General features: G+C 65.5%; 13 protein-coding genes. 7 read left to right on the top strand and 6 right to left on the bottom strand.

Annotated elements, in window-relative coordinates:
- Positions 1-25 precede the first annotated feature (25 nt).
- Together AD89_RS0101060 and AD89_RS0101055 are read right to left on the bottom strand one after the other, a co-directional pair.
- Positions 26-2,257: a HelD family protein gene (locus AD89_RS0101060; RefSeq protein WP_025776757.1), complete on the bottom strand. Its 2,232-nt coding sequence runs from the start codon at positions 2,255-2,257 to the stop codon at positions 26-28.
- A gap of 115 nt (positions 2,258-2,372) precedes the next feature.
- On the bottom strand, positions 2,373-3,125 hold the full coding sequence (locus AD89_RS0101055) for a spermidine synthase (RefSeq protein WP_231488337.1): 753 nt from the start codon (positions 3,123-3,125) through the stop codon (positions 2,373-2,375).
- Between the two features lie 293 nt (positions 3,126-3,418).
- On the opposite strand from AD89_RS0101055, the gene AD89_RS0101050 reads away from it, so the two are divergent.
- On the top strand, positions 3,419-4,591 hold the full coding sequence (locus tag AD89_RS0101050) for a DUF4192 family protein (protein ID WP_025776755.1): 1,173 nt from the start codon (positions 3,419-3,421) through the stop codon (positions 4,589-4,591).
- Positions 4,592-4,789: 198 nt separating this feature from the next.
- Positions 4,790-6,244: an RNA polymerase sigma factor gene (locus tag AD89_RS0101045; protein WP_155807339.1), complete on the top strand. Its 1,455-nt coding sequence runs from the start codon at positions 4,790-4,792 to the stop codon at positions 6,242-6,244.
- Between the two features lie 79 nt (positions 6,245-6,323).
- Here the strand turns inward: AD89_RS0101045 and AD89_RS17900 are convergent, their stop codons facing one another.
- Positions 6,324-7,169, bottom strand: coding sequence for an N-acetylmuramoyl-L-alanine amidase (locus tag AD89_RS17900; RefSeq protein WP_025776753.1), 846 nt, complete (start codon positions 7,167-7,169; stop codon positions 6,324-6,326).
- A 126-nt stretch (positions 7,170-7,295) separates the two neighbouring features.
- Here AD89_RS17900 and AD89_RS0101035 point away from each other — a divergent pair, with 126 nt between their 5' ends.
- The gene (locus tag AD89_RS0101035; protein ID WP_025776752.1) at positions 7,296-9,407 is read left to right on the top strand and encodes a DNA gyrase/topoisomerase IV subunit B; all 2,112 of its coding nucleotides are present in this window, start codon (positions 7,296-7,298) and stop codon (positions 9,405-9,407) included.
- Positions 9,408-9,482: 75 nt separating this feature from the next.
- Here the strand turns inward: AD89_RS0101035 and AD89_RS0101030 are convergent, their stop codons facing one another.
- Both AD89_RS0101030 and AD89_RS0101025 read right to left on the bottom strand, forming a co-directional pair.
- Positions 9,483-10,376 carry a M56 family metallopeptidase gene (locus AD89_RS0101030; RefSeq protein ID WP_025776751.1) on the bottom strand — a complete coding sequence of 298 codons (894 nt, stop codon included), beginning with the start codon at positions 10,374-10,376 and terminating at the stop codon, positions 9,483-9,485.
- A gap of 18 nt (positions 10,377-10,394) precedes the next feature.
- Positions 10,395-10,757, bottom strand: a complete 363-nt coding sequence (locus AD89_RS0101025; RefSeq protein WP_025776750.1) for a BlaI/MecI/CopY family transcriptional regulator — start codon at positions 10,755-10,757, stop codon at positions 10,395-10,397.
- A 243-nt stretch (positions 10,758-11,000) separates the two neighbouring features.
- On the opposite strand from AD89_RS0101025, the gene AD89_RS0101020 reads away from it, so the two are divergent.
- The 3 genes from AD89_RS0101020 to cydC are packed head-to-tail and all read left to right on the top strand — an operon-like array spanning position 11,001 to position 17,203.
- Positions 11,001-12,572 (top strand): cytochrome ubiquinol oxidase subunit I, encoded by a 1,572-nt coding sequence (locus AD89_RS0101020; RefSeq protein WP_231488335.1) that lies wholly within the window; start codon positions 11,001-11,003, stop codon positions 12,570-12,572.
- Between the two features lie 12 nt (positions 12,573-12,584).
- Positions 12,585-13,607, top strand: a complete 1,023-nt coding sequence (cydB, locus tag AD89_RS0101015) for a cytochrome d ubiquinol oxidase subunit II (protein ID WP_025776748.1) — start codon at positions 12,585-12,587, stop codon at positions 13,605-13,607.
- Positions 13,604-17,203 (top strand): thiol reductant ABC exporter subunit CydC, encoded by a 3,600-nt coding sequence (cydC, locus tag AD89_RS0101010; protein WP_025776747.1) that lies wholly within the window; start codon positions 13,604-13,606, stop codon positions 17,201-17,203. The genes cydB and cydC overlap by 4 nt, the downstream gene beginning before the upstream one ends.
- 2 nt (positions 17,204-17,205) lie before the next feature.
- Here the strand turns inward: cydC and sepH are convergent, their stop codons facing one another.
- The gene (sepH, locus tag AD89_RS19130) at positions 17,206-18,327 is read right to left on the bottom strand and encodes a septation protein SepH (protein ID WP_051504960.1); all 1,122 of its coding nucleotides are present in this window, start codon (positions 18,325-18,327) and stop codon (positions 17,206-17,208) included.
- Positions 18,328-18,568: 241 nt separating this feature from the next.
- Here sepH and AD89_RS0101000 point away from each other — a divergent pair, with 241 nt between their 5' ends.
- Positions 18,569-19,681: a ferrochelatase gene (locus AD89_RS0101000; RefSeq protein WP_025776745.1), complete on the top strand. Its 1,113-nt coding sequence runs from the start codon at positions 18,569-18,571 to the stop codon at positions 19,679-19,681.
- Positions 19,682-19,734: the final 53 nt, after the last annotated feature.

Raw genomic sequence — 19,734 nt, 5'->3', positions numbered from 1 at the left:
CGCCGTCAGGTAGCAATAGGGGTGGTCAGCCGGCTCGGCGGACCGCCTCGGCGGAGAAGAGCTCGGTCAGTTCCGTGGACGCGGACGCCAGCACACGCAGACGTTCCGTCGTCCGGGTCAGCGCCACATAGAGGCCGCCGACGCCTTCCTCACCGCCGATCGGGGCGATGCGGCCGGGCTCGACGATGATCACCGCATCGAACTCGAGGCCTTTGGCCTGCTGCGGGGTGATGAGGGCGATCTGATGGTCCAAGCCCGTGACCGACCGTCCGAAATCGAAGTCCGCGAGCGCCTCGGCGATGGGATCGATGAGCGCCTCATCAGCGATGACGGCGATCTTCCCACCTTCGGCGGCGGACACTTCGGCCGCGACCGCGGAAGGGAGGGCGGCAAGCAGCTCGGATTCGTCGGCGAAGGAGTCCAGCTGCGGATCCGAACCTCCCTGCCGCACCGACTCGACGAGCTCGAGCTGCGGGAAATGCCGATGCAGGTAGCGGTTGGCCAGATCCATCACCGACTGCGGGGTGCGGTAGGAGACCGTGAGCACCTGCAGGGCGAAACGGTCGCCGACGAACTCGGTGAGGATCGATGACCAGGTGCGGGCATTGTCGACCTGCGAAGACTGGGCGAGGTCGCCGACGACGGTGGCCGACTTCGACGGCACGCGGCGGAAGAGGACCCGCCACTGCATCGGGGACAGCTCCTGGGCTTCATCGACGACGAGGTGGCCGTACGTCCACTCCCGGTCCTCGAGGGCGCGTTCGGCCAGGGTCATCGCCGGGCCCTGCTCCTCCCAACGGGACGCGAGTGTCTCGGCCGAGACCATTCCGCCGGTCTCGGTCATATCGACGACGGCCTCGGCGTATTCGCGAGCCGAGTCGTCCCGTGCCTGAGTCTGCTGGGGCGCGGAACCGAGAAGCTCGGCCAGTTCGTCGAGCAGGGGCACATCGTCGACCGTGAACTCGTCCCGACGCTGCTCGAGCAGAATCGACTGTTCGGCGGGTGTGAGGAGCTTGCGAGCCGCGGCCTGGAGCTTGTGCGGTCTGCCCAGCAGAGAACGCAGAGCAGCGGCTGGGCCGATGGGGAACCACGCGAGGTTGAGGGCACGCCGGACGTCGACGGAGGACCGCAGATCCTCAAGCAGTTCGGGCAGCCGCTCGCCGGCCGCATCCATCCCCATCTCACGGGCGAGATCCTCGGCGAGGATCTTCAGCAGTCCGGTGACGAAACCGGTGCGGGCGGCATTGTGCGGATCTCCGCTGCGACGAGCCCGATCGCGCGCCGACTGCACATCCTTGCGACGCAGCACGATCGTATGCGAGCGCACCCGCATCTCGACGTCGTGGTCGGGGATGCGCTGATAGTTCGCAATATGGTTCTTCAGCACCCGAGCCATGACGGAGCGGCCCTTGATCTCGGCTGCTGCCGGTGCATCAGCGGCATCCGTGTCGAGACCCGGATACAGCTGACCCGGGGTGAGCAGGACGGCCCCTGTCTCGCCGAGGCTGGGCAGAACCTTCTCGATGTACTTGAGGAACACCGTGGACGGGCCGACGAGGAGGACACCGGACTTCGCGATGCGCTCCCGATGACGGTAGAGCAGGAACGCGGCACGGTGGAGGGCGACGGCGGTCTTGCCGGTGCCCGGCCCGCCCTGGACGACGAGGACGCCGGAGAGCGGACGGCGGATGATCGCGTCCTGTTCGGCCTGGATGGTCGCGACGATATCGCCCATCCGGCCGGTGCGGTGGGTGGTCAGTGCTGCGAGCAGAGCGCCTTCACCCTGGAGGTTCGACCGCTGAGTGTCATCGAGTGCGTCGATGTCGAGCACATCGTCTTCGATGCCGGTGACCAACCGGTTGGCGGTGACGAGGTGACGGCGGCGGGCGATGCCGTCGGGATTGGCGGCCGTCGACTGGTAGAAGCGTTCGGCGGCCGGAGCCCTCCAGTCGATGAGGATCTGCTGACGCTGATCGTCGGTGAGTCCGATGCGGCCGATATAGGTGGGCTCGTCCTCATCGACGATGTCGAGGCGACCGAAGCACAGTCCCTCCTCGGCGCCGTCGAGACGGATGAGCTGATCTTCGTACAGCGTCGCGAAGGCATCACGTTCGGTGCGGTGCTGGTGATTGCCTCCGACCTCGGAGATCCTCACCGTCCCCAGGCGGGCTGTCGTCTCCTCCCGGAGCGCATCGAGGCGGGCATAGAGCTCGTCGAGCTTGGTCTGCTCGACACGAATTTCTGAAGTTTCGGTCATCTCACCTTCTTGGGTCGGCATTCAATTATGCCGAACTTTGCCCGGTGTCTGTAGTCGCAGCGTCATTTCACACCGGGGCGTACCTCACATTCGAACCGAGGACACGCGCGCGGCGTCACAGGCCCAGGCGGGAGCGCAGGTCGGTTCCGGCCAGGAAGGTCGCGGAGGAGGCGGCGGTGCGCAGACTCCGGTCGAGGCCGGCCGTGTCGAGTTCGGAGTGGGAGGCGAGGACGACGACATTTCCGCGTCGACGTCCTTTGAGGATAGCCGGTTCCGTGGCGGCGGCAAGATGGGCGAAGTGCTCGCCGAGGCCGCGGAGTTCGGCCTTGAGAAGTCGGTGGTCGCCGGGGTCGGGCACATTGGCGAGGTAGATGCCGGAGTCCTTGACCGCCGCGGCGCAGGAGGCGAAGAACTTGGTCGTCTGCAGGGCTGTGGGAACCGAGTCGTGGTCGAAGGCATCCCGGACGAGGACGTCGAGGGTGTCGGCTCTGAACTTCCCGATCTCCACCGCTCCGTCGCCGGCGCGCAGGGCCAGGGCGGGGGAGCGGGGCAGATCGAACCAGTCACGGGCGAAGTCGAGCAGCTTGGCGTCGATGTCGATCGCCGTCTGCTTCGACCCCGGTCGTGCCGAGTCCAGCGCTCGGGCGAGAGCGCAGCCGGCGGCACCGATATGTGCGACCCGGAGAGTGCGGTGCGGGAGCTCGACGTCGATCATGCGTCGCATCCAGTCCAGGTACTCGAAGTCCAGACGCTGCGGATCGGACAGCGTGATCGACGACGACGGGACCCCATTGACATGGAGCACATAGGAATCGGCCTCGCCGTCGAGCTTCTCCAGCCGGGCCTGACCCGTCGAGATGTCGACCACTTGAGAACCAGGTGCTGTGTATATCCGTCGCTTCGCCACCCCTCACTTGTATGCCAGTGAGGCGATTGAGGCAATTCGGCGCAGATTCTCGTGGGGACAGCGGTCGTGACTCATCCATCTGCGGCCTGTGGACAGGATCGTCCCGTCCACAGGCGCAGGACGAGACCTGGAGGAACGGCCTCGGGATCGGGTGGAGTGGGGGTCGGACAGGAGGCCCTCTCACGGCATGGGCCTCACCGCAGCCACCGGAACCGCCGCAGCCGGCAGGTTCCGACCCCGTCAAGGAGGACGCAGTGAAGACACCGGCCCGCACGCCCGAGGACATCATCGGGATCATCCCTCACACTCTCGGCTACACCCCGCAACGCAGCCTCGTCGCCGTCATCGTCGGCACCGAGGGCAACGGGTCTCAGACCAGTTCGACGACGCTGCGCATCGACTTCGACCGGGAGAGCGCGGCGCAGACGCTGTCCGAAGGCGGCGGCTGGTACGCCGATCTCATCATGCGCGCCGGCTCGGTCAGCGGCGTCTTCCTCGTTCTCTACGATGATGACTACCAGCCGGTCAGTGCCTTCGGCCTCGGAGCCGACGCCGAATACGCCGAGGTCCACCGTGGACTCATCCGGGCGGCGATCGACGAGTTGGCCATGACCTTCGCCGCCAGAGGCGTCGACACCCTCAGCGCCTGGTGGGTCAACCAGGAGCACTTCGGACGCATCGACGAGGACGGCTTTGACTGCACGCCGCTGATCGAAGCCACCACCTCGGCGTGTGCCACGGAGCTCGTCGCCGGCGGATCCAATCCCGTCGCCGATCCGGTGGATCTCGTCATCTCACCGATGCCCGCCGAGGCCTTCGCCGACAGCCGCCGCGGACACGCCGAGGAGTGGATGGGCACGGACGAGGCCTTCGTGGTCCTCGCGGAGGTCTATCCGCGCTTGGACGTGATGCGGTGCGAGGAGGAGGCGATCGACGAGGTGCGCATCCACGAACTGATGGACCTGCCGACCGTGATGGCGCTCGACACTCTGCTCGTCGAGATCTGGTCACGCGACGCCCTGGAGATGATCCTGAGCTTCGACCACCCGGACTTCCCGCCGTCGGTGGTCAACGGTCTCGACGGGGAGGAGCTGTGCACGATGAGTCGCCGCGTCGTCACCCATGCGCAGGCCGCGCAGCAGCTCGTCGGACTCTCCTCGCGTGCGCCGCGGCCGCGAGACATCATGCTCACCATCGCTTTCCTCAAGGACTACCTGCAGGCCGGGCACCCGCAGGCGAGAGCCAACGCCTATGCCGTCATCGCCTGGTTCGAATGGGCGCTGGGCGGGTCGACGATGGCGCTGAACTATGCTCAAGCCGCGATCGAGCTCGAGCCCGAACACGGACTGGCCGAACTCATCCTCGGCGCGGTCGACATGGGGTGCCTGCCCCGTTGGCTGACGGAGACGCAGCGCACGACCATCTGAACCGGGCTGTGCGATCGCCGCGGTCACCGAGTGATCGACCCTCACGGATCGCCGCGGAGCCTTCGAGGTCCGATTCGCAAAGCAGGGAATAACGTGAGAAAATTAAGCGTTGACCCAGTCATTGCATGATGGGCGAGCTATGCGTGTTCGCCCCGGACCGTACGCGGACCACTTGACTTGGGTCTTAGTACTGTCCGAATGCATGGGGAAGTTTCAACGCTCGCGAAAGGTGAACACGTGCCCAGAGTCGACAAGGAATCCACAACGGTGACGGAGAAGTCGGAGGGAACGGCCGGCACGACCTCGACCGGTGGATCCAAGACCACTGCGGCGTCGAAGTCCACTGCGAAGAAGACGACCGCTGCCGGAACCAAGAAGTCCGCGACAGCGAAGTCGACTGCCGCAAAGTCCGAGACAGCTGCGTCGAAGAAGACGACTGCTGCGAAGAAGACGACCGCAGCGAAATCGACGGCTGCTGCGAAGACGACCACGACGGAGTCCACCGCCGCCAAGGAAGCCAAGAAGGCGACCAAGGCGAAGAAGGCCGACGACATCATCGACACCACCGAGGAGGTCGAACCGGCCGCGGACGCCCTGGCCACCGAGGAGAGCCCCGCCGAGGCGACCGAGACGAAGAACTCGGAAGAGAAGGAGAAGAACGCCGCCGTGGCCGAGGCCGGAGGCTTCATCGTCTCCGATGCCGACGAAGAGGATGCACCTGCCCAGCAGGTCGTCTCCGCCGGTGCGACCGCGGACCCGGTCAAGGACTACCTCAAGCAGATCGGCAAGGTGGCGCTGCTCAACGCCGCCGAGGAGGTCGACCTCGCCAAGCGCATCGAGGCCGGAATGTACGCCGAGCACCTGCTCGACGGCGGAGAGATCACCGACCCGCGCGAGACGATGGACTACAAGTGGATCATCCATGACGGTCGCATCGCGAAGAACCACCTGCTGGAGGCCAACCTCCGCCTCGTCGTGTCCCTGGCCAAGCGCTACACCGGCCGCGGAATGCTCTTCCTCGACCTCATCCAGGAAGGCAACCTCGGCCTCATCCGCGCCGTCGAGAAGTTCGATTACACGAAGGGCTTCAAGTTCTCGACCTACGCCACGTGGTGGATCCGCCAGGCCATCACCCGTGCAATGGCCGACCAGGCGCGGACGATCCGCATCCCGGTGCACATGGTCGAGGTCATCAACAAGCTCGCCCGTGTGCAGCGCCAGATGCTGCAGGACCTCGGTCGCGAACCGACCCCGGAAGAGCTCGCAAAGGAACTCGACATGACACCCGAACGTGTCGTCGAGGTCCAGAAGTACGGCCGCGAGCCCATCTCACTGCACACCCCGCTGGGTGAAGACGGCGACTCTGAGTTCGGTGACCTCATCGAGGACTCCGAAGCCGTTGTGCCCTCGGACTCGGTGAGCTTCACCCTCCTCCAGGAGCAGCTGCACTCCGTGCTCGACACGCTCTCGGAACGTGAGGCAGGAGTGGTGTCCATGCGCTTCGGACTCAACGACGGGCAGCCGAAGACCCTCGACGAGATCGGCAAGGTCTACGGGGTCACCCGTGAGCGCATCCGCCAGATAGAGTCGAAGACGATGGCCAAGCTGCGCCACCCGTCCCGTTCGCAGGTGCTGCGCGACTACCTGGACTGAGGCTCGTCTCGAGGTCTGCTCGAGGTGAGAGTTGCGAAACGCCCCTGGGGACTTCTCAGGGGCGTTTTCCGTATCCGATTCAGAACCAGCCGACGATGCCGTCGAACAGGGCGTCGGCGTACTTCTCCTGCCCGGACCTCGACTCCATGAGCTTCGCTTCTGACGGGTTGCGCATCTCTCCGCATTCGACGATGACGGCGGGCACCGAAGCATTGTTCAGGCCGGCCAGGTCCGGCCTCCGGCTGATCGCATCCTGTCCATAGGCCCTGTTCGGGGTGAAATCCTCACCCATCGACCTCCGTAAGGATTTCGCCAGATCCACGGAAGCCGTCTCGGTCGTCTCGTTCTCAGCGGGATCGGCGACGATGATGTGGAAGCCCTTCACCGTACTCGACTCGCTGCCGTTGGCGTGGATGCTCACGAGCAGATCCGCATCGTCGGCGAACGTCCCGCGCTCGTCCACACAGGGTCCGACGCCCGTGTTGTCCTCGCGGCTGAGCACGACTTCGGCCCCGGCGTCCGTCAGCGACTTCTCCAGCTTCTTCGCCACGGCCCACGTGAAGTCGGTTTCCGGATAGTCGGAGTTCGTCGACGTGCCCGTGGTGTTGCACGCCTTCGTCCCGCCGCGACCGTCGGGAACCTGCCGATTGATCGTCTCCGGATGGTCCGCATTGCCGCCGTTGTGCCCGGGATCGACCGCGACGACCTTCCCTGTCAGATCCACATCGTCGGCCCGCGCCGAGGCGGTCTCCGACGTCGCGCGGTCGTCGCCGTCTGCGGCGTCGGCAGATGCGGATCGACCGGGTGTCTCGGTCGCCTGAGTGGTCCGCTCGGGAGCGGACGAATCCTGAGAGCAGGCCGCCAGGCCGGGGAGGCAGAGAGCGGCAGAGGCGAGGAGGCTCGGCACGAGGAGACGATGGCGCATGGCTCCATTCTTCCAGCTGCGGGGCGCCCATGGTCGAGCCCGCTCGGACGGATTCCCGACACGAGGCGCAGAGAATAGGGTCCTGCGCGCGCAGCGATTAGAATTTAATCGAACGAGAGGAATTGTGTGGAAGACGAAAGCTACGGCGCCAGGCACCTGTCCGTCCTGTCCGGTCTTGAAGCGGTACGCAAGCGACCCGGCATGTACATCGGCACGACCGACTCCCGCGGTCTCATGCACTGTCTGTGGGAGGTCATCGACAATTCCGTCGACGAGGCCCTCGGCGGGTACGGTTCCGAGATCCTCATCGAGCTCGCTGCCGACGGCTCGGTGGCGGTCACCGACAAGGGCCGCGGGATCCCCGTCGACATCGAACCGAAGACCGGACTGACCGGCGTCGAGGTCGTCATGACCAAGCTCCACGCCGGCGGCAAGTTCGGCGGCACGTCCTACGCCGCTTCGGGCGGACTGCACGGAGTCGGCGCCTCGGTCGTCAACGCCCTGTCCGCCCGCCTCGACGTCGAAGTCACCCGCGGATCGAAGGTGCACAAGATGTCCTTCCGCCGAGGCGTGCCCGGACGCTTCGACGACTCCTCCGGCACTCCGAGCCCGGATAACCCCTTCGAAGCCTTCCAGGAACCGACCGGTCTCGACATCGTCGGCAAGGCCAAGCGCGGAGCCACCGGCACCCGTGTCCAGTACTGGGCGGATCCGCAGATCTTCCTGTCCAAGGCCCAGTTCGACTACCCGCACCTGGTCGAACGTGCCCGTCAGACCGCCTTCCTCGTTCCCGGCCTCGAACTGCGCATCGTCGACCGGCGCGGCGTCGTCCGAGACGAGACCGGCGCCGTTATCGCCGAGCGCGAAGAGGTCTTCAAATTCGACGGCGGAATCACCGAATTCGTCGACCATCTCTCCATCGATCCTCCGATCACCGATACCTGGCGTCTGCAGAACACAGGGACCTTCAAGGAGACCGTCCCGGTCCTCAACTCCTCGGGTCACCTCGAATCTAAAGAAGTCGAACGCGAGGTCGGCGTCGATATCGCTCTGCGCTGGGGGACCGGTTACGACACGAAGCTGAAGTCCTTCGTCAACGTGGTCGCCACCCCGCAGGGCGGCACCCACCTCGCCGGGTTCGAGCAGGCCTGCCTGAAGGCGATGCGCAAGGCCGTCGACGCCAACGCGCGCAAACTCAAGGTCGGCAAGGACAAACTCGAGAAGGACGATGTGCTCGCCGGCATCACCGCAGTCGTCACCGTCCAGCTGGCCGAACCCCAGTTCGAGGGGCAGACGAAGGAGGTCCTCGGCACCGCCGCAGTGCGCCAGATCGTGGCGAAGACCGTCGAGACTCAGCTCGGCGAGGTGCTCGCGTCGACCAAGCGCGCGCAGAAGCAGCAGGCAGCCGTGCTCATGGAGAAGGTCGTGGCCGAGATGAAATCGCGCATCTCTGCCCGCACCCACAAGGAGAACCAGCGACGCAAGACCGCGTTGGAAGCCTCCTCGCTGCCGGCGAAACTCTACGACTGCCGCGACAACGGAGTGGAGAACACGGAGCTGTTCATCGTCGAGGGTGACTCGGCGATGGGCACGGCGAAGGCCGCCCGCAACTCCGATCATCAGGCCCTGTTCCCCATCCGCGGGAAGATCCTCAACGTCCAGAAGGCGACCTTGGCCGACATGCTCGCCAACGTCGAATGTTCGGCGCTCATCCAGGTCATCGGCGCCGGTTCGGGTCGCAGCTTCGATATCGACGCCGCCCGCTACGGGCGCGTCGTCATCATGACCGACGCCGATGTCGACGGCGCGCATATCCGCACCCTGCTGCTGACTCTGTTCTTCCGGTATATGAAACCGCTGGTCGAGGCCGGTCGCGTGTTCGCCGCCGTGCCTCCGCTGCACCGGGTCGAGGTCGTGACGAAGCGCGGAACGCCCAACGACATCATCTACACCTACACAGAAGCCGAGCTCCATACTCTGCTGAAGAAGCTCGAGAAGCAGAAGAAGACCTACAAGGAACCGATCCAGCGGTACAAGGGCCTCGGCGAGATGGACGCCGACCAGCTGGCCGAGACGACCATGGATCCGAGCATGCGCACCCTGCGTCGGGTGACGATGGCCGATGCCGAGATGGCGGAGAACACCTTCGAGCTCCTCATGGGATCATCGGTCGGACCGCGCAAGGAGTTCATCGTCTCCGGCGCCGCCGTCCTCGATGCCGAACGCATCGACAGCTGAGAGCGACGACCGCGTCAGCACCGATGCCGCGTCAGCACCGACTCATCTGAGCCCGGGCCGAGATTCGCCCCGGGCTCAGATGCCGAAAGCCGAGGGTGTGACGATGAGCAGGGTCGGCAGGAGCAGAAGCAGAACTGCCAGCCCGATCGACATCAGCCGCACGGGGATCCGCGCCGGATCCAAGGGACGTGACAGGCGCAGGACGCGCTGAGCGGACAGATCGCTGCGATGCTCGGGACTGATCGCTGCGGCCGAGCTGACCGCCCGGGCCAGGATCTGCGGATCGACATGGTCACGCGCCTGATCATCGGCCATGAGCTCGATGAGTCGATTCACCGAATTCAGCCCGATCGCTGTGGCCGAGAAGTATGGCAGGGCCCGATGCCATGCGGCAAATGGGATGACGAGCACATCGTGCCGGAAATCCAGATGGGCCCGTTCATGGGCGATGACGGCGGTGCGTTCGTCCTCGTCGAGGGCCTTGAGCAGACCGGTGGACAGGACCGCGGTGCCCTTCCGCGGTCCTTTGGGCAGACAATAGGCGACGGCTTCATCGGTGGTGATGATGCGGGTGTCCGGGTAGGCGATCGACGGTTCGCTGAGCAGGTGGAGGATCTCGTCGTGGCGCAGGCGGGTCTTCCGCGCCGAATAGAACGTGAGGACCAGGCAGCCGAGCAGCCGAGCGATGAGGACTACCGCGATGACGAGGAAGATCCACGCCAGGAGCGACAGCTGGGTGTGGTCCTTGCCCCGAAGGAGATCGAAGAGTCCCTGGGGGAGACTCGTCGTGCCCGGGGCGACGGCGAAAGCGAGAGCGGCGCCGATGAGCGACAGTCCTCCTGAGAGTCCGACGGCCTGCCACAGGACGACCTCGGAGATCGGGTCACCGCGGAAACGCGCGAGTGCCGCAGGAATAGGCCATGCCAGCAGAAAAGCCAGCACGGCCAGAATGATTCCCACGATGGTCATTGAGGTGACCGGCCTGGGTCAGGACTGCGTCGAGTGATTGCGCCCGAGCAGATTGCGCAGCGCCTTGGTATCGGCCTCCGAGACGGTGCCGAGGAAGCGGGCGAGCACAGCCTGACGGTCCGGTGCCTGAGACAGCATCTCGGTCATCAGCTCCGCCACGTGATCCTCACGGGTCGAGACCGCGATGTAGCGGTGCGGACGGATGCTGCGATCGCGAGTGACGAAGCCCTTCTTCTCGAGCCGAGACAGAACCGTATGGACCGTCGTCAGCGCGAGGTCGCGGTCCGCGAGGACTTCCCGGAGCTCGGCGGCGCTCAGCCCGTCATCGTGGACCCAGATGGCGTCCATGACGCTGCGTTCGAGTTCACCCAGTGTTCCCACAGTTCTTTCGCCCTCAATTTCTTAGTCGGTCTGATCGCCCCAGTATATCTCTACAGTCTGTCGAATTCCACACAGACACCTGATCTTCGGCCCAGTCGCGGCCCTGGCCAGGTGCGCTTGTCACCGCGCATAATTGGAACCGGGAGTCTTGAATGATGAAACCGTGACAGCGGTGTTTCTACGAACTGTAGAATTCTACGTGACGTAGAAATATTGCTCGCGTGAAACCTGAATGGAGCACCCATGGAGCTGGACCCGGTCCTCATCGGACGGTGGCAATTCGGAATCACAACGGTCTACCACTTCTGGATGGTGCCGTTGACCCTGGGGCTGGGCATGCTCGTGGCGATCCTGCAGACGATCTACCACCGCACGGGCAACGAGGTGTATCTGCGCAGCACGAAGTTCTTCGGCAAGCTCTTCCTCATCAACTTCATCATGGGCGTGGCCACCGGCCTGGTCCAGGAATTCCAGTTCGGCATGGCGTGGAGCGAATACTCCCGCTTCGTCGGCGACGTCTTCGGTGCTCCCTTGGCGCTGGAGGCCCTGCTGGCCTTCTTCCTCGAATCGACGTTCCTCGGACTGTGGATCTTCGGTTGGGGCCGACTGCCTCGCGCCGTCCACCTCGGTTCACTGTGGTTGGCCGTCATCGGCACATGGATCTCGGCCTACTTCATCATCGTCGCGAACTCCTGGATGCAGCATCCCGTCGGCGTCGAGATGGTCGACGGCCGGCCGGTGATGACCGACGTGTGGGCGGTGCTCGGCAACAACACCGCCATCGCCGCCTTCACGCACACGATCTTCGGCGCCCTGGCCGTCGGCGGTTCCTTCCTCCTCGGCATCTCGTGGTACCACCTCTACCACCGGCGCAAGGACGGAATCGACACCGTCGGGGCCGACGGAAAGGTCATCGTCGGTTCGTCGAAGAAGATTCCCGGACGGGACAAGACAGACCATGCGGTGTGGATCAAGTCCCTGCGCATCGGTGCGATCGTCGGTGTCCTCGCCTTCGCCGGCGTCTCGATCACCGGTGACGTCCAAGCCAAGCTGATGTTCGAACAGCAGCCCATGAAGATGGCCTCCGCCGAGGCGGCCTGCCACGACGGCACCCAATTCTCCGTTCTCACGATCGCCGACCCCTCGTCGAATGACTGCGACGGCGTGGAGAACATCTTCGAGATCCCCGGTCTGCTGTCGTTCCTGGCCAATGGGGACTTCGACACCCCCGTCCACGGTGTGACGACGCTGCTGCCCGAATACCAGGAGCGCTATGGCACCCACATCCCCGACGACCCGCGCTACGGCGAACACGCCGGTGAACCGATCGACTACCAGCCGATCATGATCGTCACCTACTGGGGCTTCCGGATGATGATCGGCTTCGGCGCCCTGGCCGCCGGGGTCTGCGTCATCGGACTGTGGCTGGCCCGCAAGGGCACGGTGCCCGAGTCGAAATGGCTCAGCCGCGGCTTCGTCCTGGCCATCACGGCACCGTTCCTCGCGAACTCGGCCGGATGGATCTTCACCGAGATGGGCCGTCAGCCCTTCGTCGTGGCTCCGAACCCGGCCCAGCTCGACGGGGTGTATATGTACACCCAAGCGGCGCTGTCACCCGAGGTGACACCGGCAATGCTGCTGTTCTCACTGATCAGCCTGGCCACCGTCTACGGAATTCTGATGGTCGTCGAACTGCGCCTGATCACGAAGTACGTCAAGGGCGGAGTCGCCTCGGCGATGCCCGAACTCGACCAGACGAATACGAAGCCCACGATCACCGACAACGGCGACGACGTCCTGTCGTTCGCGTACTGAGGGAAGGTCACGATGGAAATCCTCGCCACAATCTGGTTCGTCCTCATCGTCGTGCTCTGGATGGGATACCTCTTCCTCGACGGCTTCGATCTCGGAGTGGGCATGATGATGCCCTTCCTCAGTCGCAGCGAACGCAGCAAACGCGTTCTGCTCAACTCGATCGGCCCGGTCTGGGAGGGCAACGAAGTCTGGCTGATCACCGCGGCCGGAGCGATGTTCGCCGCGTTCCCGCACTGGTACGCCTCACTGTTCTCCGCGCTCTACATTCCCCTGACGATCTGCCTGCTCGCACTGATCTTCCGCGCCGTGGCCATCGAATACCGCGGCAAGGGGCACTCGCAGCGGTGGAAGTCCTTCTGGACCTGGGCCGTGGCCGTGGGCTCGGCCGGAACCGCCGTCTGCATCGGAGCGATGCTGGCGCTGACGACCATCGGGCTGCCGCTCAATGATCACGGCGATATGATCGGCGGACCCTTCGCCTGGATGTCGTGGCCGGCGCTCGTCGGCGGCCTCGGCGGGCTCGGCTTCTCCCTGGCCCACGGGCTCATCTTCCTCGGACTCAAGACCCAGGGCGAAGTCCGGGCGCGGTCACGGCGCTGGGCCGGGAGGCTCATGCTGCCGGCGGCGGTCCCGTTCCTCATCTGGTTCGCCTCCTCGATCACTCAGCGGACCTGGCTCGTCGTTCCGGTGCTCATTGCGATTGCCGCCCTCATCGCCGCGTACTTCGCGGTGCGCGCCGGAGCCGAGAAGAGAGCGTTCATTCTGCACGGGATCTATCTCATCGCAGGACTGGCAGCGGTCTTCGCCGGTGCCTTCCCGAACGTTCTGCCCTCGACGCTCGACCCGTCGAACTCGCTGACGATCGGTGCCGCCTCGTCGTCGGACTACACCCTGAACGTCATGCTCATCGTGACGATCGTGATCCTGCCGATCATCATCGCCTACCAGATCTTCAGCTACCGGATGTTCCTCGGCCGCATCGCCGAGACCCACATTCCCGAAGCGCACAAGCTGCCGGTGGCGATCCGATCGTGAACTCGCCCCTGTCGATCCTGCTCGAACTGCCGACCGGTCGGCGGGGGCTGGCACTCTCGGTGTTCTCCGCCCTGTGCCGGGCGGTGGGGATCGTCCTCATCGCCGAAGCGCTGGTGCGCGCCATCATCGGCCACAGTGCACCGGGGGTGTGGGTGGTCATCGGCGCCCTCGGCGCACTGCTGCGCGGCGGCGGTCTCTGGCTCGACCGCAGTCTGGGCACCTCCTTGGCCGCTGAATCGAAACAGGGGCTGCGTCGCTCGATCCTTTCGGGTCTGCTCCGCGGGCGGGGACGCCCGCGGACGAATGCGGCGGTCACGGTCACCCGCGGAATCGACGATCTCGATGACTACTTCACCACGGTGGTGCCGGCCCTGACCGCGGCCGCCGTGGTGCCCATCGTCCTGCTGGTGCGCATCGTCTTCAGCGACGTCCTCTCCGCGGTCATCATCACGGTATGTCTGCCGCTGGTTCCGGTGTTCATGGTGCTCATCGGCCGTTATACGGCGGAGTCGACCTCGGCGACGCTGGCGGCTCTGGAGCGGCTGTCGGATCATCTGGCCGAACTCGCCGAAGGGCTTCCCGTGCTCATCGGCCTCGGGCGTTCACGTGATCATGCGGCTCGGCTGCGGGAACTGGGGCAGCGCTACCATGCGGCGAACCTGTCGACGCTGCGCATCGCGTTCCTCTCGAGTCTGGCGCTCGAGCTCATCGCCACGATCTCGGTGGCACTCGTCGCCGTGGTCATCGGTCTGCGCCTGGTCAACGGGACGATGGACCTCGCCGACGGCCTGCTGGTCCTGCTCATCGCGCCCGAATGCTTCATCCCCCTGCGGGAGCTCGGGGCCGGATACCACGCGAGCGAGAACGGTCGCGAAGCGCGGGGGAGAGCCCAGGCGCTGGTTTCACAGACTCAGCCGGCAACCGCCGAGCCGACGGCTGCCACCGGGGCGACGGCCGACACCGAGGCGACGGCTGCCGCTGAGGCGACGGCCGACCGGGGACATGCGCTCAACACCACCGGTCGATCGGGCGAGCAGCGGGTCGTCTATGCCGACGGCACACTCATCACCTGGTCGGGCACCATCGACACCAGGCCGGGCGTGACGACGATCAGCGGCAGGTCGGGAACCGGCAAGACCACTGTGCTCAGCGCTCTGGTCGGCAGTCTGCCGGCAGACGCGCACTCGACCGTCGATCCGGTGACCGCCGCGTATGTGCCGCAGGCTCCGCGTATGTTCGCTGAGACCGTCGGTGCCGAACTCGACCTCTTCGGACTCGATGAGGATCGCGCGCGGACGGCTCTGTCGGCCGCCGGACTGCCAGCCGATCTGCAGGTGCAGACGGCGGCGCTCAGCCCCGGCCAGCAGCGCAGGCTGGCGTTGGTGCGTGTGCTGCACCGCCTCGGTGACGGGGGCGGGCTGCTCGTCCTCGACGAACCCACCGCCCACCTCGATGCCGACAATGCCGACATCGTCATCAGCTTGATCGCCGAGGCGGCCGCCACCCACCGGGTGATCCTCGCCAGCCATGACGAACAGGTTCGTGCCCTGGCCGACACCGAGATCCGCCCGGAGAAGACGCGAATCGACGGGGCCGAGGCCGCGGACATTGCGGCTGCGGCGGAGACCGTAGCCGCGGGTCAGCACTGGAACGACGCGGCCGAGGCTCCCGCCACACGGACCAGGGACGACTCCGGTCCGAAGAGTCTGCTGGGTTCGGGCAGTGGGCAGCGGGATCGGATGCGTGCCGAGCCGCAGTCGCGAGACCGAACCGATGCCGAGTGGCAGTCGGGCACAGAAGCACGCACGGGAACCGCAGCCCGGACAGCCGCACTGCGCCGGCGTTGGTCTGTTCTCAACTCGAGTCTTCCGCTCTTCACTCCGACCATGCTGGTGGCAGCCCTGACCGCGTGCGCGTCCAGTCTCGCGGCCATCGCCTTGACCGCGGTGTCTGCATGGCTCATCGTCGAAGCCTCCTACCAGCCGCCCATCATGCTGCTCATGGTCGCCATCGTCGGCGTGCGCTTCTTCGGGCTCAGCCGGTCCGTGCTCCTCTATGCCAGCCGACTGAAGCTGCACTCGGCGATCTTCGCCGCCCTCACGCGACTGCGCACTCGACTGTGGGAGCACTTCGAGCGTGTGGGGATGAGTGATCGGCGCCTGCTCACCTCGGACTCGGCGCTGCGCGCCATGGTCGCCGACGCCGATGACGTCCGCGACCTGGTGCCCCGGACTCTGTTCCCGCCGCTCGTCTCCGTCCTGGTCGTCATGGGTGTGAGCATCACGGCGGCACTTCTCCATGTGGAGTCTCTGGTCTGGTTCGTCCTGCTGGGCGCTGTCAACCTCATCATCGTCCCGATCCTCGTGATCCGGGCAGAGAGCCGCCTGGCACACGGAATCCGAGAGGGACGCAGCCGGATCCTGTCCGTCCTCACCCGCGCTCTCAACGCGAAGGACGATCTGGCCACGAACCGTGTCGACACTGAGGTGATCGGCCTGTTGGCCGGTCTGGAGTCCGACCTCGAGAAGAAGCAGAAGGCGTCGGCCCGCAATTACGGCCTCGCCCAACTGTGGCTGCAACTGAGCACCTTCGCCACCGCAGTGATCCTGGCGGCAACTGCAGACGCTCCGACCGAGATCGTCGCCGTGCTCTCGCTCATGGCCCTGGGTTTGGGAGAGGTGTTCGCCTCGGCACTCGAGGCATTCCGCCAACTGCCGGGTTTGGCAGCGGCACTGGACTGCCTGCCCGATCCAGACAATGCGGAGGACCGCGAAGCCGAGGTGTCGGGACCCGACGCCGAGGAATCGGCTCCTGCCGCCGGAACGACGGTCGAAGACAACGACGATTCGTCGCGCCATTCTGACCCCGCGGCCGAGCTCGTCGGCGTCGACGCTCTCGAATTCGATGAGATCACCGTCGGATGGGACGACCGGGCGGTCGTGACAGGGCTCGACCTGCGGGCCGAACGCGGACGCTGGACCGTGCTGTGCGGCGACAGCGGAACCGGAAAGACGACGAGCCTGAGTGTGCTCCTGCGGTTCCTCGACCCTTGGTCCGGAAGCTACCACGTCCGTGACCGGACCGGGGTCGGCCACGATATGCTCACGCGCTCACCGGCAGACCTGGTCGGCCGCATCGCCTGGTGCCCTCAGGAGGCACACGTCTTCCGATCCACCGTGCGCGGCAATCTCGCCCTCGCGAGGCAGACGGTGCCCGGAGACGACGAGATGGTCAGCGCGCTGAGAGCGGCAGGGCTGGGCGACTGGGCCGACATCGCGGGTCTCGACCGGTGGGTCGGAGACCACGGTACGGAGATCTCCGGTGGTCAGCGCCAGCGATTGGCAGTGGCGAGAACTCTGCTGACCGGCGCCGATGTGATCGTCCTCGACGAGCCGACGGCACACTTGGACGATGAGACGGCACGGCTGCTCGTCGACGACCTGCGCGAGAACCTCCGCGATCGCACGGTCGTCATGGTCACTCACGACAGGCGCCTGATCGCGGATGGCGATGAGGTCGTCGACCTCGGCACAGTCCAACCGGGTGCGGCAGACCTCGGCACACAGGTTTCCGAGGGCGCACACTCGGCAGTCTGAGGTCAGTCCCGCTTCGACCCGAACATGATCTCGTCCCAGCTCGGGATCGAGGCTCGCGAATTCTTCTTCGACTTCGGCTTCGAGTCCTTCGCCGACGCGGAGTCCTTGAAATCATCGGAGTGATCGCTCACCCCGGGCTCATTGAGCAGCGAGAGCTGATTCTCATCGTCGAAGACACCGACCTTCTCGGTCGGCTCCTGCGGCTCCTCGGCAGGGGCAGCCGCATCCTCGAAGGCGAAGACCTCGTCATCGGCGGCGGCTTCGGGCCGACCGGGAGCAGTGTGCGCTCCCTGCGGGTGAGTCTCGGGATCCTCGGTGACCGCACGCAGACGGGTCCGCGGCTCCTCTTCGGTGTGGCGACGCTTGCGCAGGTTCTCCAGAATCCGGCCGGTCTCGGCCTGGTGATCGCGGGCCTGCTGCGACGGAGCCGAACCGGCGGTGGGGCGGACCGGTCCGTCCGCGGCGATCGACGCGGACGACCGATCGGTGCGCGGGAGGACATCGACCTCCTCGGTGTTCCTCTGTCGCTCGGCACCGCTGCCGTAGTTCGGGATCGGTCCGGTGTCGGTGGGGCCGGAATCGGCGAGCCACTTCGCCTCGTCATCGATCGGGGTCAGCGAACGGCGGTAGTAGTGCCAGCTGGCGGTGCGAACACGGTCGGCGGCAGTGAAGCTGAGCTGGATGTACCAGTTGCCGTCCTGCTGCTTCCAGGAATCCCATTCCATGGTCTCGATATCGACATCGCGCATCGCCAGACGTTCCTGGCACAGCTCGATGAGCGGAGTCGGCTCACCGTTGGGATCGTGGTCGGAATAGATGGGATGACGGCTGGCGAGGTAAGCGGTGCGTTCGCGTTCGGCCATCGCCGGACCTTCATAGGTGCGCACATATTCGAGATCGGCGCCGGTGGTGGCCACGACCTCCTCGGCGTCCATGCCGCCGCGGATCATGGCCTGGATCTCCTTCGGGCGCACGGGAGCCTCGGACTTGGACTGGGAGCGGTCCCTGCGGACCGCGGCGATGAGCGCCTCATCGAGGCCGACTCGGTACTGAAGCCCGTTCTCGTCGTTCAACAGCAGATGGGTCCCGTCTGCGTTGACTCCGTTCAAGATCAGTTCACGCATTGCCTTAAGCTCCTTTGTCGCGTCTCCTGAAGATCGTGTCACGTTCGGCGCGTCGTGCCGGGCAGATTTCCGCGCGAGTCGCGAAATCACGGGCCGAATCGACCGCCGGCAGAGAACGACTGTGAGACCGGCCACGGATGCGGCCGGCGCAGCCCGGGCCGATCCGTCTGCACCATGAGTGAGTGCGGCTCACTCTGCGGACAGCGAGCCGAGTCGAGGCGCAGTCTGTAAGATCGAAACCGTGAATACGACTGCACCCATCGACGCCCTGGTCCTCATGTCATTCGGCGGACCGGAGGCTCCAGAAGAAGTGGTTCCATTCCTGCGCAACGTCACCGCCGGACGAGGGATTCCCGAGGAGCGGCTCGAGGAGGTGGGAGAGCACTATTTCGGTTTCGGAGGCAAATCTCCGATCAACGATCAGAACAAAGCGCTGCTGGCCGCGCTGCGCGACGAACTCGATCGTCGCGGAATCGAGACTCCGCTGATCTGGGGCAACCGCAACTGGGACCCCTATCTCACCGATGAGGTCCGCACCCTGGCGGAGGACGGTGCCACACGGTTCCTCTCGATCGACACCTCCGCTTACTCGTCCTATTCGTCGTGCCGCCAATACCGTGAGGACTTCGCGAAGACGATCGACACGCTCAAGGACGAAGGCTTCACCGTCGCGATCGACAAGATCCGACAGTTCTACAACCACCCCGGCTACGCCGACGCCTGTGCGGACTGTCTGAACGAAGGTCTCACCGACTTCCGGAGCAGGGTCGGACAGATGGACTCGGCCAAGCACCGGATCCTCTTCGTTACTCACTCGATCCCCAACGTCATGCAGGACGCCTCCGAGGCGACGACCAACGGCTACCGTGCCCAGCACCAGGAGCTCATCGACCATCTCATGGGGCGCATCGATGAGGCCGACCGCGTTCCGGCCGAACTCGTGTACTGCTCGCGTTCCGGCTCGCCCGAGGTGCCGTGGCTCGAACCCGATGTCAACGACCGGATGACCGAACTCGCCGAGGAGGGGGTGACCGGTGTCGTGCTCGTGCCCATCGGCTTCATCTCCGATCATATGGAGGTCGCCTTCGACCTCGACACCGAGGCGAAGGAGACCGCAGCAGAGCTCGGCCTCGACTTCACCCGGGTGGCGACTGTGGGCACCCACGACGCGTTCGTCAAGGGCCTCGTCGATCTCGTGGAGGAGCGGGTCGCTCAGCTGCGTGGAGACGACATTGACGCTCCTGCCCTGCCCGGGACGAAGGCCCTGGTGCCCGGCAGCGGAGCGTGCAGCATCGATTGTTGCCGGGGCCGCATCGAGCGGGCGACCCATCCGAACTGGGCCGTGGCGAACTGAGTCCGAGAAACGAAAGAACCCTCCCTCACCGCAGCGGTGAGGGAGGGTTCTTT

Source organism: Brevibacterium sp. VCM10, from assembly GCF_000583215.1.
Lineage (GTDB): Bacteria > Actinomycetota > Actinomycetes > Actinomycetales > Brevibacteriaceae > Brevibacterium > Brevibacterium linens.
Note: the sequence above shows the minus strand (reverse complement) of the source record. Positions and strands in the feature narration are given on the sequence as shown.